A 20175-nucleotide genomic window follows, 5' to 3' on the forward strand; every position below is an offset into this window, starting at 1 on the left:
CACCTCGGGCAGCCGGACCAGCACATCGTCGGCCAGGTCCAGCCAGCGGGAGGCCATCGCCCGCGACCAGCCGAGCGCGGCGGCGGCCTCGTCGCCGGAGAACTCGTCGAGCAGCGACCGGCGCCCTTTCTGCCCGGCCACCGCCCGGCCCGCCTCGTGCAGCGCGGTCAGGAACCGCGCCGAGGCCTGGTTACGGGCCCGGAAACAGGCGTGCGCGTACCCGACCACCTCCGCGCCGGCCAACGACGTGGGATCGACCGCGTCGAGCACACCGAGCACCCGATACAGCCCGAGCGGCAGCGCCGTGCCGGTCGCGCGGTCGTCGATGCTCACGATCAGAACGCTAGACCCGACCCCCGACAACCGATGTGGATCAAGAATCCCAGGTCAGAGCACAGAACGAGCGCCCAGCAGACGCCCGGCGTGTCGCGGCGATCGAGCTGGTGGCGATCCTGACGTCCAACGTCAGCGTGGCCGCCAGGCTGACACACCCCGCACCACGCCGACCCGTGGTCTCACGACACCGCCGGGACCGAGGCCGTCGCCCCGGTGCGCCGGCGGGTCGGGCGACGTGTCCACGGCGTCGTGCCCCAGGGCTTCGCCACCGACGCCCAGGTCATGAGCAGGAAGGCGACGAGGTTCGTCGCGCCACCCCACACCAGCGGCGCCGCGAGCGGGCCGGGGTGGGCCATCCCGGCAGCGGTCGCCTCGATGCTCTCCAGCACCCAGACCCCGACGGCGAGGGTGCTGAAGAGGATCACCCCGACCGTCAGCACAAGCTTGACGAGCACCCACCAGTGGCGGGCGAGCCCCCACGGCGTGAGCAGCCCGAGCGCGATCCCGGTCCCCAGCGCGCCGAACGCGCCCGGGATGACCAGCCACAGGTCGATCCGGTCGATGAGCACGTAGCACGCGTGCGCGAGTCCGAGCGGCGACGTCAGGGCGGTCGCCGCGAGCACCACGTTCGCGGCCCCGGCGCCCATCCAGCCCAGCGAGACGACCACGTGCACGAACACCAGCACCCGGCGCGTCCGACGGCCCAGACGACTCGCCACGGCGACCTCCGATCAGGAACAGGTACCTGATTCTAGGTCGACGGGTTGTGGCACCGCGACCCGATCGGCCCGAGCACCGGCTTGATGTCGACCACCGGCGTGCCGTCCACGGCCTCCAGATCCGAGACCCGCAGCTCGGTCCCGTCGATCGCCAGCACGCGGACCTGGTGCAGGCCCAGGGGGTTGGGGCGGTCGGGGGAGCGGGTGGAGAACACCCCCGTCAGGGGCAGGGAGGTGTCGTTGCGCGGGTGGACGCGCAGGACGGAGCGGTCGCCGCGGTCCAGCCAGGTGATCAGGAGGACCTCGTCCCCGACGGCCACGTCGGCCAGCGCCGGGGCGAGGTCGGGCTCGAGGCGCACGACGGCGTCGGGCCCGCCCTCGTCGCCCTGGCGCGGGGCGTCGGAGCGGTCGGTCAGGGGCGACGACACGTACCCCAGCACACGCAGGACGGGAGGGGATTCGGCCATCCCGCCACCGTAGGGGCCGTACCCTTCGGCGGTGCCCCGCGTGACGTCCCCCCGCGCCGAGGCCACCGCCGCGACCCGGGCGGGGCTGGTGGAGGCGGCGACCGCGCTCTTCGCCGAGCGCGGGTTCGCCGAGACCTCCATCGACGACGTCGCCGCCGTCGCGGGCATGACGAAGGGCGCGGTCTACCACCACTTCGCCGGCAAGGCCGCCCTGTTCGAGGCGGTGTTCTCGGCGCGTGAGACGGAGGTGCACGAGCGCCTGACCCGCACCCTCGAGGACGCCCCGGACCTCCTCACGGGCGCCCGCACCGCCCTCGCGACCTTCCTCGAGGCCTGCAGCGAGCCGCGCTACGGCCGGATCGTCTTCCGCGACGGCCCGCTCGCGCTCGGCTGGGAGCGGTGGCGGGAGTGCGAGCGCGACTACGCCTACGCCTTCATCGCCCGGATCCTCGACGGGCTGGCCCGCGAGGGGATCCTCGTGCGCACGCCCGGCGCGTCGTACCCGACGCTCGTGCTCGGGATGCTCTCGAGCGCAGGTCAGCTGCTCGGCCAGGCCCCGCCCGAGCAGCACCCCGCGCTGCGCGAGGAGCTGCTCGGGTTCTTCGACCAGATGATCGCCGGGATGACCGTCCGCTGAGCTACCCCGCCGGCTCCCGGTGCTGCCGCAGCGCCACCGTGGTGCCCCCGGCGGTGTGCCGGATCGCCACGCTGTCGACGCTGCGGTGCATGAGCACGAACCCGCGCCCGCGCCGGGCGTGCGACCCCGGTGCCGCGGGCTGGGACCCCTCGGTCCACTGCCCGTGGTCGGTGACCCGCACGTTCACCGCGTCCTTCTCGCACCACAGCGTCAGCTCGACGACGCCCTCGGTGTCCTCCGGGTAGGCGTGCTCGCACGCGTTCTCGACCGCCTCCGACACCGCGGTCAGGACGCGCTCGCGCGCCTCCTGGTCGATGTCCAGCCCCGCCAGCCAGTCCCTGGCCTCGTGCCGCATCCGTTGGGCCTCGTCGACACGAGCTGGATGCACAGCCCGCGCGAACTCCACTGCGTCGGTCATCAGGTCCCCCGCCCGGCTGGTCGCGTGCCCGGACCGTCTGCGACCCCGTCGGTCACATCCTGGTCACGCCTCGGCACCGCATGCCCACGGTGCGCGACCGTCACCGGAGAGGTCGACCACCAACGACACGAACGGTCCGTCCGGCACGATCGGCGGGTGAACGGTCGGGAAAGCCGCCGGCACCGCGTCCGACCGGGTGAACGACAACCATGACAGTCGGGTGAAGAGATCTCCGCCGGACGGGTGTCAGGCGAGCAGCGCGTCCGAGATGATCTTCCGCTGGATCTCCGACGTCCCCTCGAAGATGGTCGTCAGGCGGGCGTCGCGCCAGTAGCGCTCCACCGAGTGCTCGGTGGTGTAGCCGTTGCCGCCGAAGATCTGCAGGGCGTCGCTGGTGACCCGCTCCGCGGTCTCCGAGGCGAACAGCTTGGCCGACGACGCCGCGACGTCGCCGCCCGGCGCCCCCTCGTCGAGCAGCCACGCGGCGTGCCACCACAGCGCCCGGGCGGCGTCGACGGCGGCGGCCATGTCGGCGAGCTTGTGCCGGAGCGCCTGCTGGTCGGCGATCGGGTGCCCGAACTGCTCGCGGCGCCTGCTGTAGGCCACCGCGTCCTCGAGCGCCCCGCGGGCGAGCCCCACGGCGCGCGCGGCGGTCTGCACCCGGGCCGTGCCCAGCCAGCGCAGGCTGTCCTTGAAGCCCTGCCCCTCGGCCTGGCCGGTGTCCTGCAGCGCGTCCTCCGGCAGCCGCAGGCCGTCGAGCTGCAGCTCCCAGGTCGTCAGGCCGAAGTAGCCGATCTTGTCGATGGGCGTACCGGTCACGCCGTCCGGGAACCGGCCGCGCTCCTTGGGGACGAGGAAGAGCTCCAGGCCGTCGGAGCGGCTCTCGCCCTCACCGGGCGGGCGCGTGCGGGCCAGGAGGTGCAGGAAGTCGGCGGCGAGGGCGTGGCCCACCCAGCGCTTGGTCCCCTCGACGACCCAGCCGTCGTCCACCCGGCGAGCCGTGCACTCGACCCCCGCGAGGTCGGAGCCCGCGTGGGGCTCGGAGAACGCGATCGCCCCGACCCAGCGTCCCGCGGCGCTCGCCCGCAGCAGCTCCGCGCGGCGCGACGTGTCCGGCGAGGCGCACCCGGTGCCGTTGCCCCGGGCGATGATGCTGCCGACGCTCATCCAGGCGCGGGCCAGCTCCTCGGAGACGAGGCAGTACTCGAACACCCCGAGGCCCTGCCCGCCGTGCTCGGCGTCGACGAGCAGCCCGAAGAACCCGAGCTCGCCGAGTCGGTCGAGCAGGGAGCCGGGGATGTCCTCGCGCCGCGGGTCGAGCTCGTCGGCGACCGGCAGGACCTCCTCCATCGCGAACGCCCGCGCGGTGTGCTGCAGGGCCCGGCGCTCGGGGGTCAGGGGCAGCGCGTCGACGGGGGCGGCCGTCGTCACCTCGCCCAGCCCGCGGCGCTTCCAGGTCTCGCTCACCGCTCGCCCCCCGTCGCGTCCACGCACAGCGTCCACAGCGCGGCGCGGGCCTGCGGGGTCTCGGCGCCGCGGGGCAGGTAGTGGGTGGGGCGTGGTGCCCGGTCGTGCCAGAACACCCCGGTGCTGTGGCCGGCCTCCGCGGCCGCCTGCAGCCACACCGCGGTGTCCGCGCCCTGCTCGTCGGTGCGCAGCAGGGGCCCGGTGACGCGGTGGAAGCCGGGCATCGAGCTCGCGACGCCGGGGGTGTCGGCCCACCCCGGGTGCATGCTGTGCACGACGATGCCGTCGCTCGCGAGGTCGTCGGCGAGCAGCTCGGCGAGCACCACCTGCATCCGCTTGGTGCGCGCGTAGGCGGCACCCCCGGAGTAGGTCCCGGAGCGGAACTCGGGGTCGTCGGTGGGCAGCGACGCCGTGTACATGCCGCCGGACGAGACGAACACGACCCGCGACGGCGACGTGGGCGAGGCGCCGGCCCGCAGCACCGGGCGCAGCTCGCGGGTCAGCAGGAACGGGCCGAGCACGTGGGTCGCCAGCGCGAGCTCGTGGCCGTCGGCGGTCTCGGTGCGCTCGGGGGGCATGACGCCGGCGTTGTGCACGAGCCCGTGCACCGCCGCCTCGCGGTCGCGGACCTCGGCGGCGTAGCGGCGCACGTCCGCGAGCGACGAGACGTCGCACTCGGCGACGTCGACGGCCGCGCCCGGACGGTCCGCCCGGATCGCGTCCCGGGCCTGCTCACCGCGGGCGCGGTCCCGGACCACCAGCTCGACCCGTGCGCCGAGCGCCGCGAGCCCGCGCGCGGTGGCGGCCCCGAGCCCGCCGGACGCTCCGGTGACGAGGATCGTGCGGCCCGCGAGGCACCCGGACGGCAGCGCGCTCCAGCCCGCACGCCGCGCGACGTACCCCAGGCGGGAGTAACCGGGGACGACCAGGCGGTCCAGCGCGGCGTCGACGAGGCGGGGAAGCTGCACGGGGGCAGGCTAACCACGACGACGGCTCGAGGCGGCCCGGGCGCACCGGACAAAGATCACCAAGACGGAACTCAAGGTGGGCAGACCGTGCCCTGCTGCGGCAGCACCCCGTCCCGCAGGTAGCCGGCGACGGCGTTCTGGACACACGGGGTGGCCGGGAAGGCGCCGTGGCCCGCGCCGAGCCAGGTCACCAGGCTCGCGGAGCCCAGCTGGCCGACCAGCCGCTCGCTGCCGGGCAACGGGGTGAGGGGGTCGCCGCGCGTGCCCAGCACCAGCGAGGGCGGCCCGGTGGCGCTGCTCGGCGGGGGGAGGTCGGTGGGCACCGGCCACGAGCTGCACAGCAGCGCGTCGTGGGCGAAGTAGGCCCCGAAGAGCGGGTCGGCGGTCCGCGCCTGCCCGGCGTCCGTCGCGACCTGGTCGAGCGTGGGCCGCTCGAGGGTGTCGTTGCAGGTCAGGAGCACGCCCGCGTCGAAGCCGCCGCCGTCGGCCTCGGCCGGGGCGAGCAGGGCCAGGACGCCGGCCGGGTCGCCGCCGCCCGCCGCCGCGAGGGCCGTGGCGAGCGCGGGCCACCGCTGCGGCTCGGCCAGTCCGGTGACCAGCGCGCGGGTGGCGGTGCCGTCGGTGACGCGGCGCCCGGCCGGGCCGGCCAGGGGTGCGGCACGCAGGTTGGACAGGATGCCCGCGACCGTCGTCGCCGGGTCGAGCCCGAGCGGGCAGTCCGGGCGCGCGGTGCAGTCCGCGGCGAAGGCGTCGAGCGCCCCCCGGGCCGCGGTGGCCCGCTCGCGGGCGAGCTGGGAGAACGTGCTGGTCGCGTCGGGGGCGCCGTCGAGCACCGTGCGGCCCACCGCCGTCGGGTGGCGCCGGATCCACGTCGCGGCCACCCCGGCGCCCTCCCCGACGCCGATGACGTGCATCCGCTCCACCCCGAGCGTCGCGCGGACGTCCTCGAGGTCCTGGGCGTCGACGCCGGTGCGGAAGTCGGTGAGGGCGTTCTCGAGCACCTGGGTGCACGTGCGCGCGGCGGCGGCCGCGGCGTCGCGCAGCGGCACGAGCGACACCGGGTCCGCGGCGACCGGGTCGGCGTCGACGAGCGACTCGCGGATCGTGGGCGTGATGCAGTCGACCGGCTCGGAGTTGCCGGTGCCGCGCAGGTCGACGCCGTAGAGCGCGGTCCCGGCGAGGAACGGCTCCGGCGCGGTCGCGGCGAGCCGGATCGCGCGGTCGCTGCCGGACGGGCCGCCGGCCTCGCCGACCACCACGACCGGGATCGGCCCCCCGGGCGGCGGGGGCCCGACGGTGACCTGCAGGACGCCCACCTCCGCGCGGGACGAGCCGCCCCCGCCGACCGCCACGCTCTGGCAGCCGAAGCGCAGGTCGCGCCCGCCGAGGTCGGCCGGCGGGATCGTCCCGCGGATCTCGGCGGTGCAGTCGGAGAAGCCGGCGGCCGCCCCGGGCGCGGGGAGCAGCGGCGGCAGCAGCGAGGGCGCCGGACCGGGCGCGCCGGTCTCCGGCGCGGGCTCCTCGCTCGGCGGCTCGTCGACCACGGTGGCCACCGGCGGGCGCTGCGAGGGCCCGACGGCGCAGCCACCCAGCAGCAGGGCGCCGAGCACGAGGACGATCAGGACCCCGGCGGGACGGGATCCGCTGCGCGCCCCGATCAGCGGCTCCGTGCTCGACACGCCGTGGAGTCTGACGGCCGCGGGTGGCGTCTCCGTGAGGGGGCGGGAAGATGTGCCCGTGGACCTGCCCGTGATGCCACCCGTCGCCCCCATGCTGGCCAAGGCCGTCGCGGAGATCCCCGCCGGCCAGCGCTACGAGCCGAAGTGGGACGGCTTCCGGTCGGTGGTGTTCCGCGACGGCGACGAGGTCGAGATCGGCAGCCGCAACGAGAAGCCGATGACCCGCTACTTCCCGGAGCTCGTCGAGGCCGTGCAGGCGGCGCTCCCGCCCCGCTGCGTCGTCGACGGGGAGATCGTCGTCGTCGACGCCGAGGGCACCGGCCTGGACTTCGAGGCGCTGCTGCAGCGGGTGCACCCGGCGGCGTCGCGCGTGAAGAAGCTGTCCGTCGAGACCCCGGCCCACTTCGTGGCGTTCGACCTCCTCGCCCTCGGCGACGACGACCTCACCGGCCGTCCCTTCACCGAGCGCCGGGAGCGCCTGGCCGAGGTCGTCGGCGGGCTCGACCGTCCCGACATCCACCTCACGCCCATGACCGAGGACCTCGACACCGCGCGGGACTGGTTCGAGCAGTTCGAGGGCGCGGGGCTCGACGGGCTCATCGCCAAGAAGGCGGACCTGACCTACCAGCCCGACAAGCGGGTCATGAGCAAGATCAAGCACGAGCGCACGGCCGACTGCGTCGTCGCGGGCTACCGCGTCCACAAGTCGGGTCCCGACGCGCTGGGCTCGCTACTGCTCGGGCTCCACACCGAGGACGGCTCGCTGCAGAGCATCGGCGTGATCGGGGCCTTCCCGATGGCGAAGCGCAAGGAGCTGTTCACCGAGCTCCAGCCGCTCGTCACCTCGTTCGAGGGCCACCCCTGGGCCTGGGCGGCGCAGGAGGAGGGCACCCGCACCCCCCGCGAGGCCGAGCACAGCCGCTGGAACGCCCAGAAGGACCTGTCGTTCGTGCCGCTGCGCCCGGAGCGCGTCGTGGAGGTCAAGTACGACCACATGGAGGGCGTGCGCTTCCGGCACACCGCGCAGTTCAAGCGCTGGCGGCCCGACCGCGACCCGGCCTCGTGCACCTTCGCCCAGCTGGACCGGCCGGTGCGCTTCGACCTGGCCGAGGTGCTCACTGCTCGGTAGGGCCTAGTAGGGCCTACTCGACCCGCGCCGGCGTCGGGGCCGAGCTGGCGTCCAGCTCGAGGCGCACGGCGGTGGGCAGCGCGGACACCGCGAACGCCTCGCGGGCGCGGGCGAGGACCCGCCCGTCGAGGTCGGCCCAGACGTCGCGGACGTCGGTGCCCTCGACGAGGGTCAGCGCGATCCGCAGGGCGGGCTTCATCGGGTCCCCGACGAGGCGCACGCGGGCGCGGCTGACGCCGTCGATGCCCTCGGCGTCGTGACGCACGGCGTCGCAGATCGCGGAGTGCTCGACGGTGAGCCGTTCGCCCGGGAGCTCGGAGAGCGAGACGTCCGGGCGGGGCTCCGGGCGCAGCGAGCGCAGCGTCCACCACAGGCCGACGAGGAAGAGCAGCACCCCGGCGCCGATGGCAATCCAGCGGGTGGCGTCGGCGTGGGTCGTCACCCACCCCACCGCGATCGGGTCCACGACCGGGCGCTGGGCGCGGAAGGACCCGAACACGCCGTAGCCCACGAGCAGGGCGAGCACGGACGCGGCGACGAGCACCAGGCCGACGATCGTGGTGAGCGTGCGGTCGCCCCCGGCGGAGCGGGCGACGGCGGCGCGGGAGCGGCGGCTCACTTGACCCCCTTGGTGGTGGTGACCGACACCGACACGCGCGGACGGCGGGCCAGGGGCAGGCGCACGAGCATCTCGGTGACCCGGTCGCGGACCGCGGCGCGGACGCCCTCGGCGGGGTCGAGGGTCGCGGCCTTGACGGTGATCTTCGAGGCCGACGCGACGACGGACGCCGACAGGACGTCGTCGTGCGAGCGGACCTCGTGGCCCACCGCGCGGGCCAGCGACCGCGGGGAGGTGGTGACGGTGACCTCGGGGACCGGGTCGGCGAGGAACACGTCGTGGCGCCGCGAGACCAGCCCGATCAGCAGCACGAGCAGCCCGACCACCCCGACGACGATCGCGGTGGCACGCACCGACCCGGACGACCAGGTCAGACCCTCGATCGCCGTGCGCCACGTCGGCCAGGGCACGACGAGCGGGCTCGAGGCGGGCGCGATCCAGGCCGTGATCGTCTCGACCAGGAGGGCGAGGCCGACGACGGCCAGCACGAGCCCGAGCAGCGGCGCGAGCACGCGCAGCAGGAGGCGCACTTCTCACTCCGTCCGGGAGGCGGGGGTCCGGGACGAGGTGGCCCGGAGGTCGGGATCGGTCAGCGCGGAGACGCCGATGTCGAGCGACCGCACGCGGTAGGGCGTCAGCTCCTGCACGCGGTCGCGCACGGCGTCGCGCACCGCGGCGGCGCTGTCGGCGATCCGCGCCGGGTAGGCCAGCGGGACCTCGAGGCGCAGGTCGACCTGCTCCCCGTAGCCCGAGACCTTGGCGCTGGTGCCGGACTCGCCGAGGTCCAGCCCGGCGAGGCGTCGCTGGGTGCGCACGGTGCCCGCGGTGTGGTCCGCCGCGTACTCCGCGATCTTGCGGACCACGGAGAGCGCCACGTCGAGACGGCCGCGCTCGGCCGGCTCGTCCGGCGCGGGGCCCGCATCGGGCCCGCCCGGCACGGGGACGCCCGTCGGCACGGTGACGTCGGTCGGGGAGCTCATCGGTCGCGGCCGCGCCCGACGAACTGGTTGACGTCGAGCTCGCCGTCGAGCACGCGCCCGACGACGAAGCCCAGGACCCCGAGGACCAGGGCCACGAAGAAGCCCTGGAGACCGCCGGCGGCGGCCGCCACGCCCAGGATGAGGCCGACGAACATGCCGGCGCGGGTGGCGCTCATGACCACTACCTCCACGTTGTGCAGGCTCCGCGCCGATCGGCGGAAGCCCAGGGATTTCGAAGCCGAGTTCTAGAGCACGCGGGCCGTGCGGCGCCGGCGTGTCAGCCGTCGCCCGAACCGGCCGAGCCGGGCGAGCCGCCCGGCGGGGACGACCACGATCGGGGCGTCGAGCCGCGGGTCGTCCGGCGCGGGGTGCGCCCGGAGGGCGGCCAGTCCCTCCCGGAAGGCGACCGGGTCGCCGCCGACGTCCGGGTGGTGCGTGCGGACGAACGCACGCCGTGCGGCCCGGACGTCGGCGTGGGGGTCGACGGGTGCGCTCACGCCGGCATCTCCACGTCGGCGACGGTGACGTCGACCCGCCGGTTGCCCGACGCCGCGGCGACGATCCGCCGCAGCTCGTCGCTGGTCGCCCCGACCGGGGCGCCGTAGTACAGGACCACGGCGATCCGGTCCGGCTCCCCGCCGTCACCGAGGACGATGCCGGGCAGCCGGCGCCCGGGCAGGTAGGTCGCGAGGGTGCCGAACGGGCCGCCCGAGAGCGCCGCCACCGCGGGGTGGGCGAGCAGCGCCTCGGCGATCCGCTCCGGCAGCGGACCGAGGCCCGGCGCGTCCGCGACCCCCGCGGCCCCCGGGGCCACGGCGGCCCCGGGCGGCCGGGTCCCCGCAGCGGGGTGGGGCGTGCTCACTCGACCCGCGTCGAGGACTGCGCCGCGGGCTGGTCGTCGTCGTCCTCGTCGCCCGGCATGTGGATGTCGTTGACGGCGATGTTGACCTCGATGACCTCGAGACCGGTCATCTGCTCGACGGCGGCGATGACGTTGCGGCGGACCGCGCGGGCGAGCTCGACGATGCCGGCGCCGTACTCGACGATGATGTCGAGGTCGATGGCGGCCTGCTTCTCGCCGACCTCCACCTGCACGCCTGCGGCCTGCGAGGTGCCGCTGCCGCCGGGGATGCGCTCGCGGATCGCGCCGAAGGCGCGCGAGACCCCGCCGCCCATGGAGTAGACGCCCGAGACGTCGCGAGCGGCGATGCCGGCGATCTTCTGGACCACGCCGGAGGCGATGGTGGTCTTGCCCTGCCCCGTGTCGTCGGCGAGGCGGGCCGGGGTGGCACCCCCGGTCCGACCGCTCGACACGGCTGCGGCCTCGGAGCCGGTGGCGGTGCTGGGGCTCTGCGTCATGGTGTGGCGCTCCTGGTGCGCTGGCGTCTCTGACTGGTGGCCGGGCGGGCCGGTTGCCGACCCGGTACCCGTGGGACACCGCAGGCGTCGGAACGTCATGCGGTGTCACCCGAAAGGACCAACGGTGTCCAGTCGGTAGCGCAGCAGGAGCCCGTCGTCGTGGGTGATCACCGACGCGAGCCGCAGCGCGCGCGGGGGATCGAGCGCGGGCCCGGAGACGATGCGGTCGATCCCCCCGCCCGCGAGCTGGGGGGCGAGGCTCAGGCACAGCTCGTCGACGCGCCCGGCGGCGAGCAGGGAGCCGAACAGCGCCGGCCCGCCCTCGCACAGCACCCGCACCATGCCCCGCGCGGCGAGGGCGTCGAGCACCGGGCCGGGGTCGGTGCTCTCCGGGTCGTCCCCGCTCGCCGCGACCACCTCGGCGCCGGCGCCGAGCCGGGCGCGGGCCCCGTCGGCGTGCGCGGCGGCCGTGAGGACCAGCGGCGGCACGGACGTGTCGGTGAACAGCCCCGCCCCGGGGTCGAGGTCGCCGCGGGTGCTGACGACGGCGATCGGCGGCACGGGCGCCTGGCCGCGGGTACGGCGTCGCTCGCGGCGCTCGGCGGTGGTGCGGGCGCCGCGGTAGCGCTCGGCGCGCGCGGTCCCCGCCCCGACGAGCACCACGTCGGCGAGCTCGCGGAGCACACCGAACACCTCGCGGTCGCCCGGGGCGTGCAGCCCGGTGGAGAGCCCGCCCACCGCGACGGCACCGTCCGCGCTGGCGACGAAGTTCACGCGCACCCAGGGGCGGTCGGGGTCGGGGGGATAGGCGTAGCGGTGCGCGAGGTCGTCCCGGTCCAGCTCAGCGGATCCTGCAGCGGGGACCGGTCCGACCTCCCTCACGAACCGGCCTTCTGCCGCAGGTCGTCGATCGCCCGCGACGCCTGCGACTTGGTCAGTCCCGTCGGCGGCTCGACGCCCGCTTGTTGCGCCAGCGTCTCGAGGTAGCTCGCCTGGGGCCCGGTCATGGGCTCGTCACCTGTCACCCATTCGGTGGTCGGTCGCTCCTGGCGGGAGAGGTCGGGCCCGCCGTCCGCGCTCCCGTCACCGTTGCCGTCGCCGGGCGTCACCGAGCCCTGCAGACGCTCGATCTCGTCGGAGGCCTGCGCCTTGGTCAGACCGGTCGGCGGTTCCTCCCCGGCCTGGTGGGCGAGGGTTTCGAGGTAGCTCGCCTGCGGTCCGGTCATGGGCTCGTCGCCGGTCACCCAGGCGGCGTTGTCCTTGGCGGCGGGGGAGTCGTCACCCGGGGTCTTCACGGCGTGCGGGTCGGGTGCCGCGTCGCCCGATCCCTGGTACTGCCCGGTAGCGGCCTCTTGGCCCGACGGTGTGTCGTCGGCCAGACTGGTCGGCGTGTCGGGATCGGTCATGAGCACTCCTCGCTCGTCGGGCGACGTCGCCGCGGCCGGTCTGCCCGGCCGCGATCCGTACGGTCCCTCGAACAGACGTTCGAGACACTGACGCGGTTACCCCCTCAACGGCGAGGGACACCTGCTCCGTCGAGTGCGCACCGTGTCGGGGCGGGTTGCCGCGCTATGGCGATCAGCACTCTTTCGGCGGCGTCGGCACGGTGCGCGGCGACGGCCGCGGAGGTTAACGTCAGGTTGCCCCTCCGGTCGCCCGCCACCGACCGGTCTGCCGGGGCCTCTTCCCCCCGACGAGCGCCGCCACACCGAGCGCTCCGGGGGACCCGCGACCACCACGCCGGACCCGGCGAACCACCACCTGCACGGAAGCGACGATCGGAGGCGCACGTGGAGACTCGACGTTCCGAGGGGCTCTACGACCCGGCGTACGAGCACGACGCCTGCGGTGTGGCCTTCGTCGCCGACATCGCCGGACGTCGTGACCATCGCACGGTCGGCCGGGGCCTGACCGCCCTGCTCAACCTGGAACACCGGGGTGCCCGCGGCGCCGAGCCCGAAACCGGTGACGGCGCCGGCATCCTCATCCAGGTCCCGGACGGGCTGTACCGCCCCGTGCTGGCCGAGGCCGGCGTGGAGCTCCCCGAGGCCGGCCGCTACGCGGTCGGCAACGCCTTCCTGCCCGCGGACGCCGACCCGGCCGCGGTCGAGGAGATCGTCGGGCGCATCGCCGCCGAGGAGGGCCTCGAGGTCCTCGCCTGGCGCGAGCTGCCCGTCGACCCCGACGGCGCCGGCATCGGCGACACCGCCCGGGCGGTCATGCCGCGGTTCCGCCAGCTCTTCCTGGGCCTGCCGTCGGGGGTGACGGAGGTCGTCGACACGCCGAACGCGGGGGACGACGACGCGGGCGTCGTGATGACGCTCGAGCGGCGCGCCTTCGCCGTGCGCAAGCGGGTCGAGCACGAGACGCGCGCCGCGGGGGTCGAGACCTACTTCCCGAGCCTGTCCGGGCGCACCGTCGTCTACAAGGGCATGCTCGCCGAGCCGCAGGTCGAGCCGTTCTTCGCCGACCTCGGCGACGAGCGCACCACGAGCTCGATCGCGCTGGTGCACAGCCGCTTCTCCACCAACACCTTCCCGGCGTGGAGCCTCGCGCACCCGTACCGCTACCTCGCGCACAACGGCGAGATCAACACCCTGCGCGGCAACCGGAACTGGATGGCCGCGCGCGAGTCGATGCTCGCCACCGGCGCGTTCGGCGAGGCCGAGCTCGACCGCCTCTTCCCGGTCGTCACGCCAGACGCCAGCGACTCGGCGACCTTCGACGAGGTGCTCGAGCTGCTGCACCTCGGCGGGCGCACGCTGCCCCACGCGGTGCTGATGATGATCCCCGAGGCGTGGGAGAACCACGCCGAGATGGACCCGGCCCGGCGCGCCTTCTACCGCTACCACTCCACGTTGATGGAGGCCTGGGACGGCCCCGCGCTCGCGGCGTTCACCGACGGCTCGGTGATCGGCGCGGTGCTCGACCGCAACGGCCTGCGCCCGGCCCGCTACTGGGTCACCGAGGACGGCCTCGTCGTGCTCGGCTCCGAGGTCGGCGTGCTCGACATCGACCCGACGACGATCGTGCGCAAGGGCCGCCTCGAGCCCGGCCGCATGTTCCTCGTCGACACCGTCGGGCGGCGCATCGTCGACGACGACGAGATCAAGGGCGAGCTCGCCGCCGAGCACCCCTACGACGAGTGGCTGCACGCCGGGATGGTCGAGCTCGCCGACCTGCCCGTGCGCGAGCGCATCGGGTTCGTCCACGACACCCTCGTGCGCCGCCAGCAGTCGTTCGGCTACACCGGCGAGGAGGTCTCGCTGCTGCTGCGCCCGATGGCGACGACGGGCGCCGAGGCCACCGGCTCGATGGGCAACGACGCGCCGCTCGCGCCGTTCTCCTCGCGCAGCCGCGTGCTGTTCGACTACTTCGTGCAGCTGTTCGCGCAGGTCACCAACCCGCCGCTGGACGCCTACCGCGAGGAGCTCGTCACCTCGCTGCAGGTGCACCTGGGCTCGGAGACCAACCTGCTCGACGCCTCGCCGGCCTCCGCGCGCCGCGTCGTGCTGCCGCTGCCGGTGCTCGACGACGACGAGCTCGCGCAGCTGGTCGGCATCAACGACGACGGCGACATGCCGGGGTTCGCGCCCTACGTCGTCTCCGGGCTCTACCGCCACGCCGGGGGCGGCGACGCGCTGCGCGAGCGGCTCGCGGAGATCCGCCGCGAGGTCGGCGCCGCCGTCGCGGACGGTGCCCGCATCATCATCCTGTCCGACCGCAACTCCGACGCCGAGCACGCGCCGATCCCGTCGCTGCTGCTCACCGGCGCGGTGCACCACCACCTCGTCCGCGAGAAGACGCGCACCCGCGTCGACCTCGTCGTCGAGGCCGGCGACGTCCGCGAGACCCACCACGTGTCGCTGCTGCTGGGCTACGGCGCGAGCGCGGTGAACCCGTACCTCGCGCTCGACTCCGTCGACGACCTCATCGACCGCGGCGTCATCACCGGCGTCACGTCCGGCACCGCGACGCGCAACGTCGTCGAGGCGCTCGCCAAGGGCGTCCGCAAGGTCATGAGCAAGATGGGGATCTCGACCGTCGCGTCCTACATGGGCGCCCAGGTGTTCGAGGCGATCGGCCTCGGCACCGAGGTGATCGACGAGTGCTTCGCGGGCACGACCTCCCGCCTCGGCGGCGTGGGCTACGACGTGCTGGCCGAGGAGGTCGCCCTGCGCCACCGCCAGGCCTGGCCCGCGGACGGCGTGAAGGCCGACCACCGCGAGCTCGCGGTCGGCGGCGAGTACCAGTGGCGCCGCGAGGGCGAGCTGCACGTCTTCAACCCGCACACGGTGTTCAAGCTGCAGCACTCCACGCGCACCCAGAACTACGACACGTTCAAGGAGTACACGCGGGCGGTCGACGAGCAGAGCTCGTCGCTGCTGACCCTGCGTGGGCTCTTCGGGTTCAAGGAGGGCGAGCGGGCCCCGGTCCCGATCGACGAGGTCGAGCCGGTGGCCGAGATCGTCAAGCGCTTCAACACCGGCGCCATCTCCTACGGGTCGATCTCGCAGGAGATGCACGAGGTCCTGGCCATCGCCATGAACCGTCTCGGCGGGCGCTCCAACACCGGTGAGGGCGGCGAGGACCCGGACCGCTTCACCCGCGACCCGGGCGGCGACTCGCGCCGCTCGGCGGTCAAGCAGGTCGCGTCCGGGCGCTTCGGGGTGACCAGCGAGTACCTCGTCAACGCCGACGACATCCAGATCAAGATCGCCCAGGGCGCGAAGCCCGGCGAGGGCGGGCAGCTGCCCGGCCACAAGGTCTACCCGTGGATCGCGAAGACCCGGTACTCGACGCCGGGCGTCGGCCTCATCTCGCCGCCGCCGCATCACGACATCTACTCGATCGAGGACATCGCCCAGCTCATCCACGACCTCAAGAACGCCAACCCGCAGGCGCGCGTGCACGTCAAGCTCGTCTCGCAGGTCGGCGTCGGCACGGTCGCGGCGGGGGTGTCGAAGGCGCACGCCGACGTCGTCCTGATCTCCGGGCACGACGGCGGCACCGGCGCCTCGCCGCTGTCGTCGATCAAGCACGCGGGCGGTCCCTGGGAGCTGGGCCTCGCCGAGACCCAGCAGACGCTGATCGCCAACGGCCTGCGCGACCGGATCGTCGTGCAGACCGACGGGCAGCTCAAGACCGGCCGCGACGTCGTCATCGCCGCCCTGCTGGGCGCCGAGGAGTTCGGGTTCGCGACGGCCCCGCTGGTGGTCAGCGGCTGCATCATGATGCGCGTCTGTCACCTCGACACCTGTCCGGTCGGCGTCGCGACCCAGAACCCCGTGCTGCGCCAGAAGTTCGACGGCAAGGCGGAGTACGTCGTCGCCTTCATGGAGTTCATCGCCCAGGAGGTGCGCGAGCACCTGGCGATGCTGGGCTTCCGGACCATCGAGGAGGCCATCGGGCACACCGAGGTCCTCGACACCCGGGCCGCCGAGTCGCACTGGAAGGCCGAGGGCCTCGACCTCTCCGCGGTGCTGCACCGCCCGGCGCCGCCGGAGAACTTCGCCGGCCAGGCGCTGCACCGGACGAAGGGCCAGGACCACGGGCTCGAGAAGGCGCTCGATCACACCCTGATCCAGCTCGCCGAGGGCGCGATCGCCGACGGCACCCCGGTCCGCCTCGAGCTGCCGGTGCGCAACGTCAACCGCACCGTCGGCACGATGCTCGGCTCCGAGGTCACCCGCCGCTGGGGCGGCAAGGGCCTGCCGGACGACACCATCGACATCACCTTCACCGGCTCCGGTGGGCAGTCGTTCGGGGCGTTCCTGCCGCGCGGCGTGACGATGCGCCTCATCGGTGACACCAACGACTACTTCGGCAAGGGCCTCTCGGGCGGCCGGCTCTCGGTGCGCCCGCACCCGCAGGCCCCGTTCGTCGCCGAGCAGAACATCGTCGCGGGCAACGTCATCCTCTACGGGGCGACGGCCGGCGAGGTCTTCCTGCGCGGCAAGGTCGGCGAGCGGTTCTGCGTGCGCAACTCGGGGGCCGTGGCGGTCGTCGAGGGCGTCGGCGACCACGGCTGCGAGTACATGACGGGCGGTCGCGCGGTCATCCTCGGCCCGACCGGCCGCAACTTCGCGGCGGGCATGTCCGGCGGCATCGCCTACGTGCTCGACCTGTCCGAGAGCCGGGTCAACCACCAGATGGTCGAGCTCGAGGTCGTCGGCGCCGAGGACGCCGCCGAACTGCGCTCGCTGGTGGAACGGCACTACGCGGCCACCGACTCCGCCGTGGCCCACGACCTGCTCACCGACTGGGACGCGGCCCTGCCGCGCTTCACCAAGGTGATGCCCACCGACTTCAAGCGGGTGCTGCAGGCGACCGCGGACGCGGAGCGCAACGGCCGCGACGTGAACGAAGCGATCATGGAGGCAGCTCGTGGCTGACCCTCGCGGTTTCATGACCACCGGCCGGGAGCTCCCGCGCCGCCGGCCCGTCGACATCCGGATCCGTGACTGGCACGAGGTCTACGAGGAGTTCAACCCGGCGACGCTGCGCAAGCAGGCCGGGCGCTGCATGGACTGCGGCATCCCGTTCTGCCACCAGGGCTGCCCGCTCGGGAACATGATCCCCGAGTGGAACGACCTGGTCTGGCGCGACGACTGGGCCGAGGCCATCGAGCGCCTGCACGCCACGAACAACTTCCCGGAGTTCACCGGCACGCTGTGCCCGGCCCCGTGCGAGTCGGCCTGCGTGCTCGGGATCAACTCCGACCCCGTGACGATCAAGCAGGTCGAGATCGAGATCATCGACCGCGCCTGGGACGAGGGCTTCGTGCGGCCCCAGCTGCCGGAGTCGAGGACCGGGAAGTCGGTGGCCGTCGTCGGCTCCGGGCCCGCGGGCCTCGCCGCCGCCCAGCAGCTCACGCGCGCCGGGCACGACGTCACCGTCTATGAGCGCGCCGACCGCATCGGCGGGCTCCTGCGCTACGGCATCCCCGAGTTCAAGATGGAGAAGAAGCGCCTCGACCGCCGCCTCGAGCAGATGGTGGCCGAGGGCACGCGGTTCATCGCGGGCGTCGAGGTCGGCGGGCCGGCCGCCACCGACATCTCCGTCGAGAAGCTGCGCTCCGAGTTCGACGCCGTCGTCCTCTCGGTCGGCGCCACGGCGTGGCGCGACCTGCCGATCACCGGCCGCGAGGCGGTGGGCGTGCACCAGGCGATGGAGTACCTGCCGCCGTCGAACAAGGTGCAGCAGGGCGACTACGAGCGCTCCTTCATCGACGCGGCCGGCAAGGACGTCGTCGTGATCGGCGGCGGCGACACCGGCGCCGACTGCGTCGGGACGGCCCACCGCCAGGGCGCGCGGTCGGTGACCCAGCTCGAGATCATGCCGATCCCGCCGAACGAGCGGCCGTCGACCAACCCGTGGCCGACCTACCCCATGGTCTTCCGGATCTCCTCGGCGCACGAGGAGGGTGGCGAGCGGGTGTTCTCGGTCAACACCGACGAGTTCCTCGCCGACGAGAAGGGCGAGCTGCGCGCGCTGCGCCTCGTCGACGTCGAGCGCGTCGACGGGAAGTTCGTCCCGGTCGAGGGCAGCGAGCGCGAGATCCCCGCCGACCTGGTGTTCCTCGCGATGGGCTTCCTCGGCCCGCAGAAGGAGGGCCTGCTCGACAGCCTCGGCGTCGACTACGACGACCGCGGCAACGTGCGGCGGGGCAACGACTACCAGAGCTCGGTGCCCGGGGTGTTCGCCGCAGGCGACGCCGGACGCGGGCAGTCGCTGATCGTGTGGGCGATCGCCGAGGGCCGCTCGGCCGCCGCCGGGGTCGACGCGTTCCTCACCGGGCGCGACGTCCTCCCGCGCCCGATCAACCCCACCGACCGCGCGATGGCCTGACGCGGTTCCCTTTACGCAGCGAACGTGCTGTTCGCTGCTTCTAGGCGCGCAGAGTCCGCGTTCGCGCAGGTGAGTGGGTGCGGCGCCCGGCCAGCCGAGGAGATCAGGAGCGCCTGACGCACCTCGCCGGCGGGTCGGGGGTGCGTGGCGCGCTCCTGATCTCCGGTGGGCTCAGGGGAGGCTCAGGCGACGAGCGTGAGCGCCGGGCGCGCGGTGGCGGGCAGCGCGTGCACCGCGGCGGGTCCGCGGCGACGGCCCGTGGGGCGGGCGGGGCGGGTGAGGCCCGCGATGCGGGTGACGACGCCGGCGTCGCGCAGCAGGCCGCAGTGCCCGACCCCGTCGACGACGACCGGGGTGGTGCCGTCGAGCACGGCGGCGCGCGCGGCGACGACGACGTCGGTGTGCGACGCGACCGCGGTCCACGGCACCCCGGCCCGGCGGGGGACGTCGGCGAGGCCGCGCAGGGCGGGGGAGGCGGGGCGCAGGTCGCGGACCGCGCCCACGGGGAACAGCCGCGCCAGGGGCGTGCCGCGCAGCGGGGCGGCGACGGTCACGACCCGGGTGACGACGCCCGCCAGGCGCCCGTCGGCGAGGCCCGCGGTGACGATCACGCCGCCCAGGCTGTGGCCGACCAGCGTCACCGACCGGGCGCCGCTGCGCCGCGCGAGGTCCTCGACCTCGTCGGCCAGCCGTGCCCCGAGCTCCTCGACGCGCGCGGTCCACGTGTAGCGGTGCGTGACGACGGCGACGCCGGGACCGCCCAGCGCGCCGGCGACGGCGTCCCAGCAGTCCGGGCCGGCGCCGAAGCCGTGCACCAGCACGACGAGCGAGCGTGCGGCGGCGATCGGAGTCTCGGGCCGCGGTGCCCGCGCCCGACCGGTGGCCAGCGCGGCGAGCAGCAGCGTGCCGAGCACGCTGACGACCACCCGCAGCGCCGACCGGACCTCGCGGAGGTGGCGCCGCAACGACGACGTGCTGTCCATGACCCCACCTCCGTGACCGCGATCTCTGCTGGTCACGAGCGTGCCGGGATCGTCGGCAGGTGTCGGGCGGGCAGTCCCGCCGAGTGGGTGGGGTTTTCCCCCGTCAGGCGGGCCGCGGCTGCCCGCGGTCGGCGATCGCCGGCATGGTGACGCGCAGGCGGTGCGGCGCGACCTGCCAGTAGCGGCGCTCCGGGTCGGTCCGGCGCCAGCGCTCGGCGAGCTCGGTGACCCGCTCCTGGTCCACCGTGCCCGTCCGTGCCCGCCAGCGGCGCGACCGACCGCGCACGAGGACGTCCAGGGCCCCCCAGGCGTCCTCGGCCGAGCCGTGCACGCTGACGGTCGCCGGGGACTCGCCGTCCCCGAACAGCACCGTGTACGCACTGACCGCGTCGTAGGTCACCGGTTCTCCTCCCGCCGGGCCGGCGGCGCCACGGACGCGGCGCCCGGATCGGACCGACGCCACCCAGTGAAGCCCGCCGGGCGTCGCCCCGACGAGCGCCGCGCGGCGGTCCGCGCCGAGCTGAACCGATTCCGCGACGGGTGGTCCGCCCAGCCGTGTGTCC

At 74.5% G+C, this 20175-nt stretch carries 22 protein-coding genes; 4 read left to right on the forward strand and 18 right to left on the reverse strand.

Annotated elements, in window-relative coordinates; translation table 11 throughout:
• The 3 genes from WCD41_RS10475 to tsaA all read right to left on the reverse strand — a co-directional run.
• Positions 1-333, reverse strand: a 333-nt coding sequence (locus WCD41_RS10475) for a hypothetical protein (protein ID WP_337713373.1), incomplete at its 3' end; no start/stop codon positions are given.
• Positions 334-515: 182 nt separating this feature from the next.
• Positions 516-1055, reverse strand: coding sequence for a hypothetical protein (locus WCD41_RS10480; protein WP_337713374.1), 540 nt, complete (start codon positions 1053-1055; stop codon positions 516-518).
• A gap of 32 nt (positions 1056-1087) precedes the next feature.
• Positions 1088-1522 (reverse strand): tRNA (N6-threonylcarbamoyladenosine(37)-N6)-methyltransferase TrmO, encoded by a 435-nt coding sequence (tsaA, locus tag WCD41_RS10485; protein WP_337713375.1) that lies wholly within the window; start codon positions 1520-1522, stop codon positions 1088-1090.
• Between the two features lie 40 nt (positions 1523-1562).
• Here tsaA and WCD41_RS10490 point away from each other — a divergent pair, with 40 nt between their 5' ends.
• Positions 1563-2159: a TetR/AcrR family transcriptional regulator gene (locus tag WCD41_RS10490; protein ID WP_337713376.1), complete on the forward strand. Its 597-nt coding sequence runs from the start codon at positions 1563-1565 to the stop codon at positions 2157-2159.
• Position 2160: 1 nt separating this feature from the next.
• Here the strand turns inward: WCD41_RS10490 and WCD41_RS10495 are convergent, their stop codons facing one another.
• The 4 genes from WCD41_RS10495 to WCD41_RS10510 all read right to left on the reverse strand — a co-directional run bounded on the left by WCD41_RS10495 (position 2161) and on the right by WCD41_RS10510 (position 6691).
• Positions 2161-2577, reverse strand: coding sequence for an ATP-binding protein (locus WCD41_RS10495; protein ID WP_337713377.1), 417 nt, complete (start codon positions 2575-2577; stop codon positions 2161-2163).
• A gap of 246 nt (positions 2578-2823) precedes the next feature.
• Positions 2824-4044 (reverse strand): acyl-CoA dehydrogenase family protein, encoded by a 1221-nt coding sequence (locus WCD41_RS10500; RefSeq protein WP_337713378.1) that lies wholly within the window; start codon positions 4042-4044, stop codon positions 2824-2826.
• Positions 4041-5012, reverse strand: coding sequence for an SDR family NAD(P)-dependent oxidoreductase (locus WCD41_RS10505; RefSeq protein ID WP_337713379.1), 972 nt, complete (start codon positions 5010-5012; stop codon positions 4041-4043). The genes WCD41_RS10500 and WCD41_RS10505 overlap by 4 nt, the downstream gene beginning before the upstream one ends.
• Positions 5013-5083: 71 nt before the next feature.
• A complete protein-coding gene (locus tag WCD41_RS10510; protein WP_337713380.1) occupies positions 5084-6691 on the reverse strand; it encodes an alpha/beta hydrolase in 1608 nt (535 codons plus the stop codon).
• Between the two features lie 58 nt (positions 6692-6749).
• Here WCD41_RS10510 and WCD41_RS10515 point away from each other — a divergent pair, with 58 nt between their 5' ends.
• Positions 6750-7820, forward strand: a complete 1071-nt coding sequence (locus tag WCD41_RS10515) for an ATP-dependent DNA ligase (protein WP_337713381.1) — start codon at positions 6750-6752, stop codon at positions 7818-7820.
• A gap of 13 nt (positions 7821-7833) precedes the next feature.
• Here the strand turns inward: WCD41_RS10515 and WCD41_RS10520 are convergent, their stop codons facing one another.
• The 9 genes from WCD41_RS10520 to WCD41_RS31120 all read right to left on the reverse strand — a co-directional run bounded on the left by WCD41_RS10520 (position 7834) and on the right by WCD41_RS31120 (position 12184).
• Positions 7834-8439: an Asp23/Gls24 family envelope stress response protein gene (locus WCD41_RS10520; RefSeq protein ID WP_337713382.1), complete on the reverse strand. Its 606-nt coding sequence runs from the start codon at positions 8437-8439 to the stop codon at positions 7834-7836.
• Entirely contained in the window at positions 8436-8969 is a 534-nt protein-coding gene (locus WCD41_RS10525) for a DUF6286 domain-containing protein (protein WP_337713383.1), read from the reverse strand. Before WCD41_RS10525 ends, WCD41_RS10520 begins: the two co-directional genes overlap by 4 nt.
• Before the next feature lie 3 nt (positions 8970-8972).
• Entirely contained in the window at positions 8973-9419 is a 447-nt protein-coding gene (locus tag WCD41_RS10530) for an Asp23/Gls24 family envelope stress response protein (protein WP_337713384.1), read from the reverse strand.
• Positions 9416-9595, reverse strand: coding sequence for a hypothetical protein (locus WCD41_RS10535; RefSeq protein ID WP_337713385.1), 180 nt, complete (start codon positions 9593-9595; stop codon positions 9416-9418). Before WCD41_RS10535 ends, WCD41_RS10530 begins: the two co-directional genes overlap by 4 nt.
• 69 nt (positions 9596-9664) lie before the next feature.
• Positions 9665-9916: a hypothetical protein gene (locus WCD41_RS10540; RefSeq protein ID WP_337713386.1), complete on the reverse strand. Its 252-nt coding sequence runs from the start codon at positions 9914-9916 to the stop codon at positions 9665-9667.
• Positions 9913-10281 (reverse strand): hypothetical protein, encoded by a 369-nt coding sequence (locus WCD41_RS10545; protein ID WP_337713387.1) that lies wholly within the window; start codon positions 10279-10281, stop codon positions 9913-9915. Before WCD41_RS10545 ends, WCD41_RS10540 begins: the two co-directional genes overlap by 4 nt.
• Positions 10278-10778, reverse strand: coding sequence for an Asp23/Gls24 family envelope stress response protein (locus WCD41_RS10550; RefSeq protein ID WP_337713388.1), 501 nt, complete (start codon positions 10776-10778; stop codon positions 10278-10280). The genes WCD41_RS10545 and WCD41_RS10550 overlap by 4 nt, the downstream gene beginning before the upstream one ends.
• Before the next feature lie 105 nt (positions 10779-10883).
• Positions 10884-11660, reverse strand: a complete 777-nt coding sequence (locus tag WCD41_RS10555; protein ID WP_337713389.1) for a pyrimidine reductase family protein — start codon at positions 11658-11660, stop codon at positions 10884-10886.
• A complete protein-coding gene (locus WCD41_RS31120) occupies positions 11657-12184 on the reverse strand; it encodes a DUF3072 domain-containing protein (RefSeq protein ID WP_373695112.1) in 528 nt (175 codons plus the stop codon). Before WCD41_RS31120 ends, WCD41_RS10555 begins: the two co-directional genes overlap by 4 nt.
• Before the next feature lie 384 nt (positions 12185-12568).
• On the opposite strand from WCD41_RS31120, the gene gltB reads away from it, so the two are divergent.
• Complete coding sequence (gene gltB / locus WCD41_RS10570; protein WP_337713390.1) at positions 12569-17173, forward strand: glutamate synthase large subunit; 4605 nt, start codon at positions 12569-12571, stop codon at positions 17171-17173.
• Positions 17166-18629: a glutamate synthase subunit beta gene (locus WCD41_RS10575; protein WP_337713391.1), complete on the forward strand. Its 1464-nt coding sequence runs from the start codon at positions 17166-17168 to the stop codon at positions 18627-18629. Before gltB ends, WCD41_RS10575 begins: the two co-directional genes overlap by 8 nt.
• Before the next feature lie 182 nt (positions 18630-18811).
• Here WCD41_RS10575 and WCD41_RS10580 read toward each other — a convergent pair whose 3' ends face one another.
• Together WCD41_RS10580 and WCD41_RS10585 are read right to left on the reverse strand one after the other, a co-directional pair.
• Positions 18812-19612 (reverse strand): esterase/lipase family protein, encoded by an 801-nt coding sequence (locus WCD41_RS10580; protein ID WP_337713392.1) that lies wholly within the window; start codon positions 19610-19612, stop codon positions 18812-18814.
• A gap of 103 nt (positions 19613-19715) precedes the next feature.
• Positions 19716-20012 (reverse strand): hypothetical protein, encoded by a 297-nt coding sequence (locus WCD41_RS10585; protein ID WP_337713393.1) that lies wholly within the window; start codon positions 20010-20012, stop codon positions 19716-19718.
• Positions 20013-20175 lie beyond the last annotated feature (163 nt).

The organism is Actinomycetospora aeridis (assembly GCF_037400275.1).
Classification (GTDB): domain Bacteria; phylum Actinomycetota; class Actinomycetes; order Mycobacteriales; family Pseudonocardiaceae; genus Actinomycetospora; species Actinomycetospora aeridis.

Coding starts and splice junctions, on each gene's coding strand:
- tsaA (WP_337713375.1), bottom strand. CDS start 1,522: ATGGCCGAATCCCCTCCCGTCCTGCGTGTGCTGGGGTACGTGTCGTCG.
- WCD41_RS10495 (WP_337713377.1), bottom strand. CDS start 2,577: ATGACCGACGCAGTGGAGTTCGCGCGGGCTGTGCATCCAGCTCGTGTC.
- WCD41_RS10530 (WP_337713384.1), bottom strand. CDS start 9,419: ATGAGCTCCCCGACCGACGTCACCGTGCCGACGGGCGTCCCCGTGCCG.
- WCD41_RS10535 (WP_337713385.1), bottom strand. CDS start 9,595: ATGAGCGCCACCCGCGCCGGCATGTTCGTCGGCCTCATCCTGGGCGTG.
- WCD41_RS10550 (WP_337713388.1), bottom strand. CDS start 10,778: ATGACGCAGAGCCCCAGCACCGCCACCGGCTCCGAGGCCGCAGCCGTG.
- WCD41_RS31120 (WP_373695112.1), bottom strand. CDS start 12,184: ATGACCGATCCCGACACGCCGACCAGTCTGGCCGACGACACACCGTCG.
- WCD41_RS10580 (WP_337713392.1), bottom strand. CDS start 19,612: ATGGACAGCACGTCGTCGTTGCGGCGCCACCTCCGCGAGGTCCGGTCG.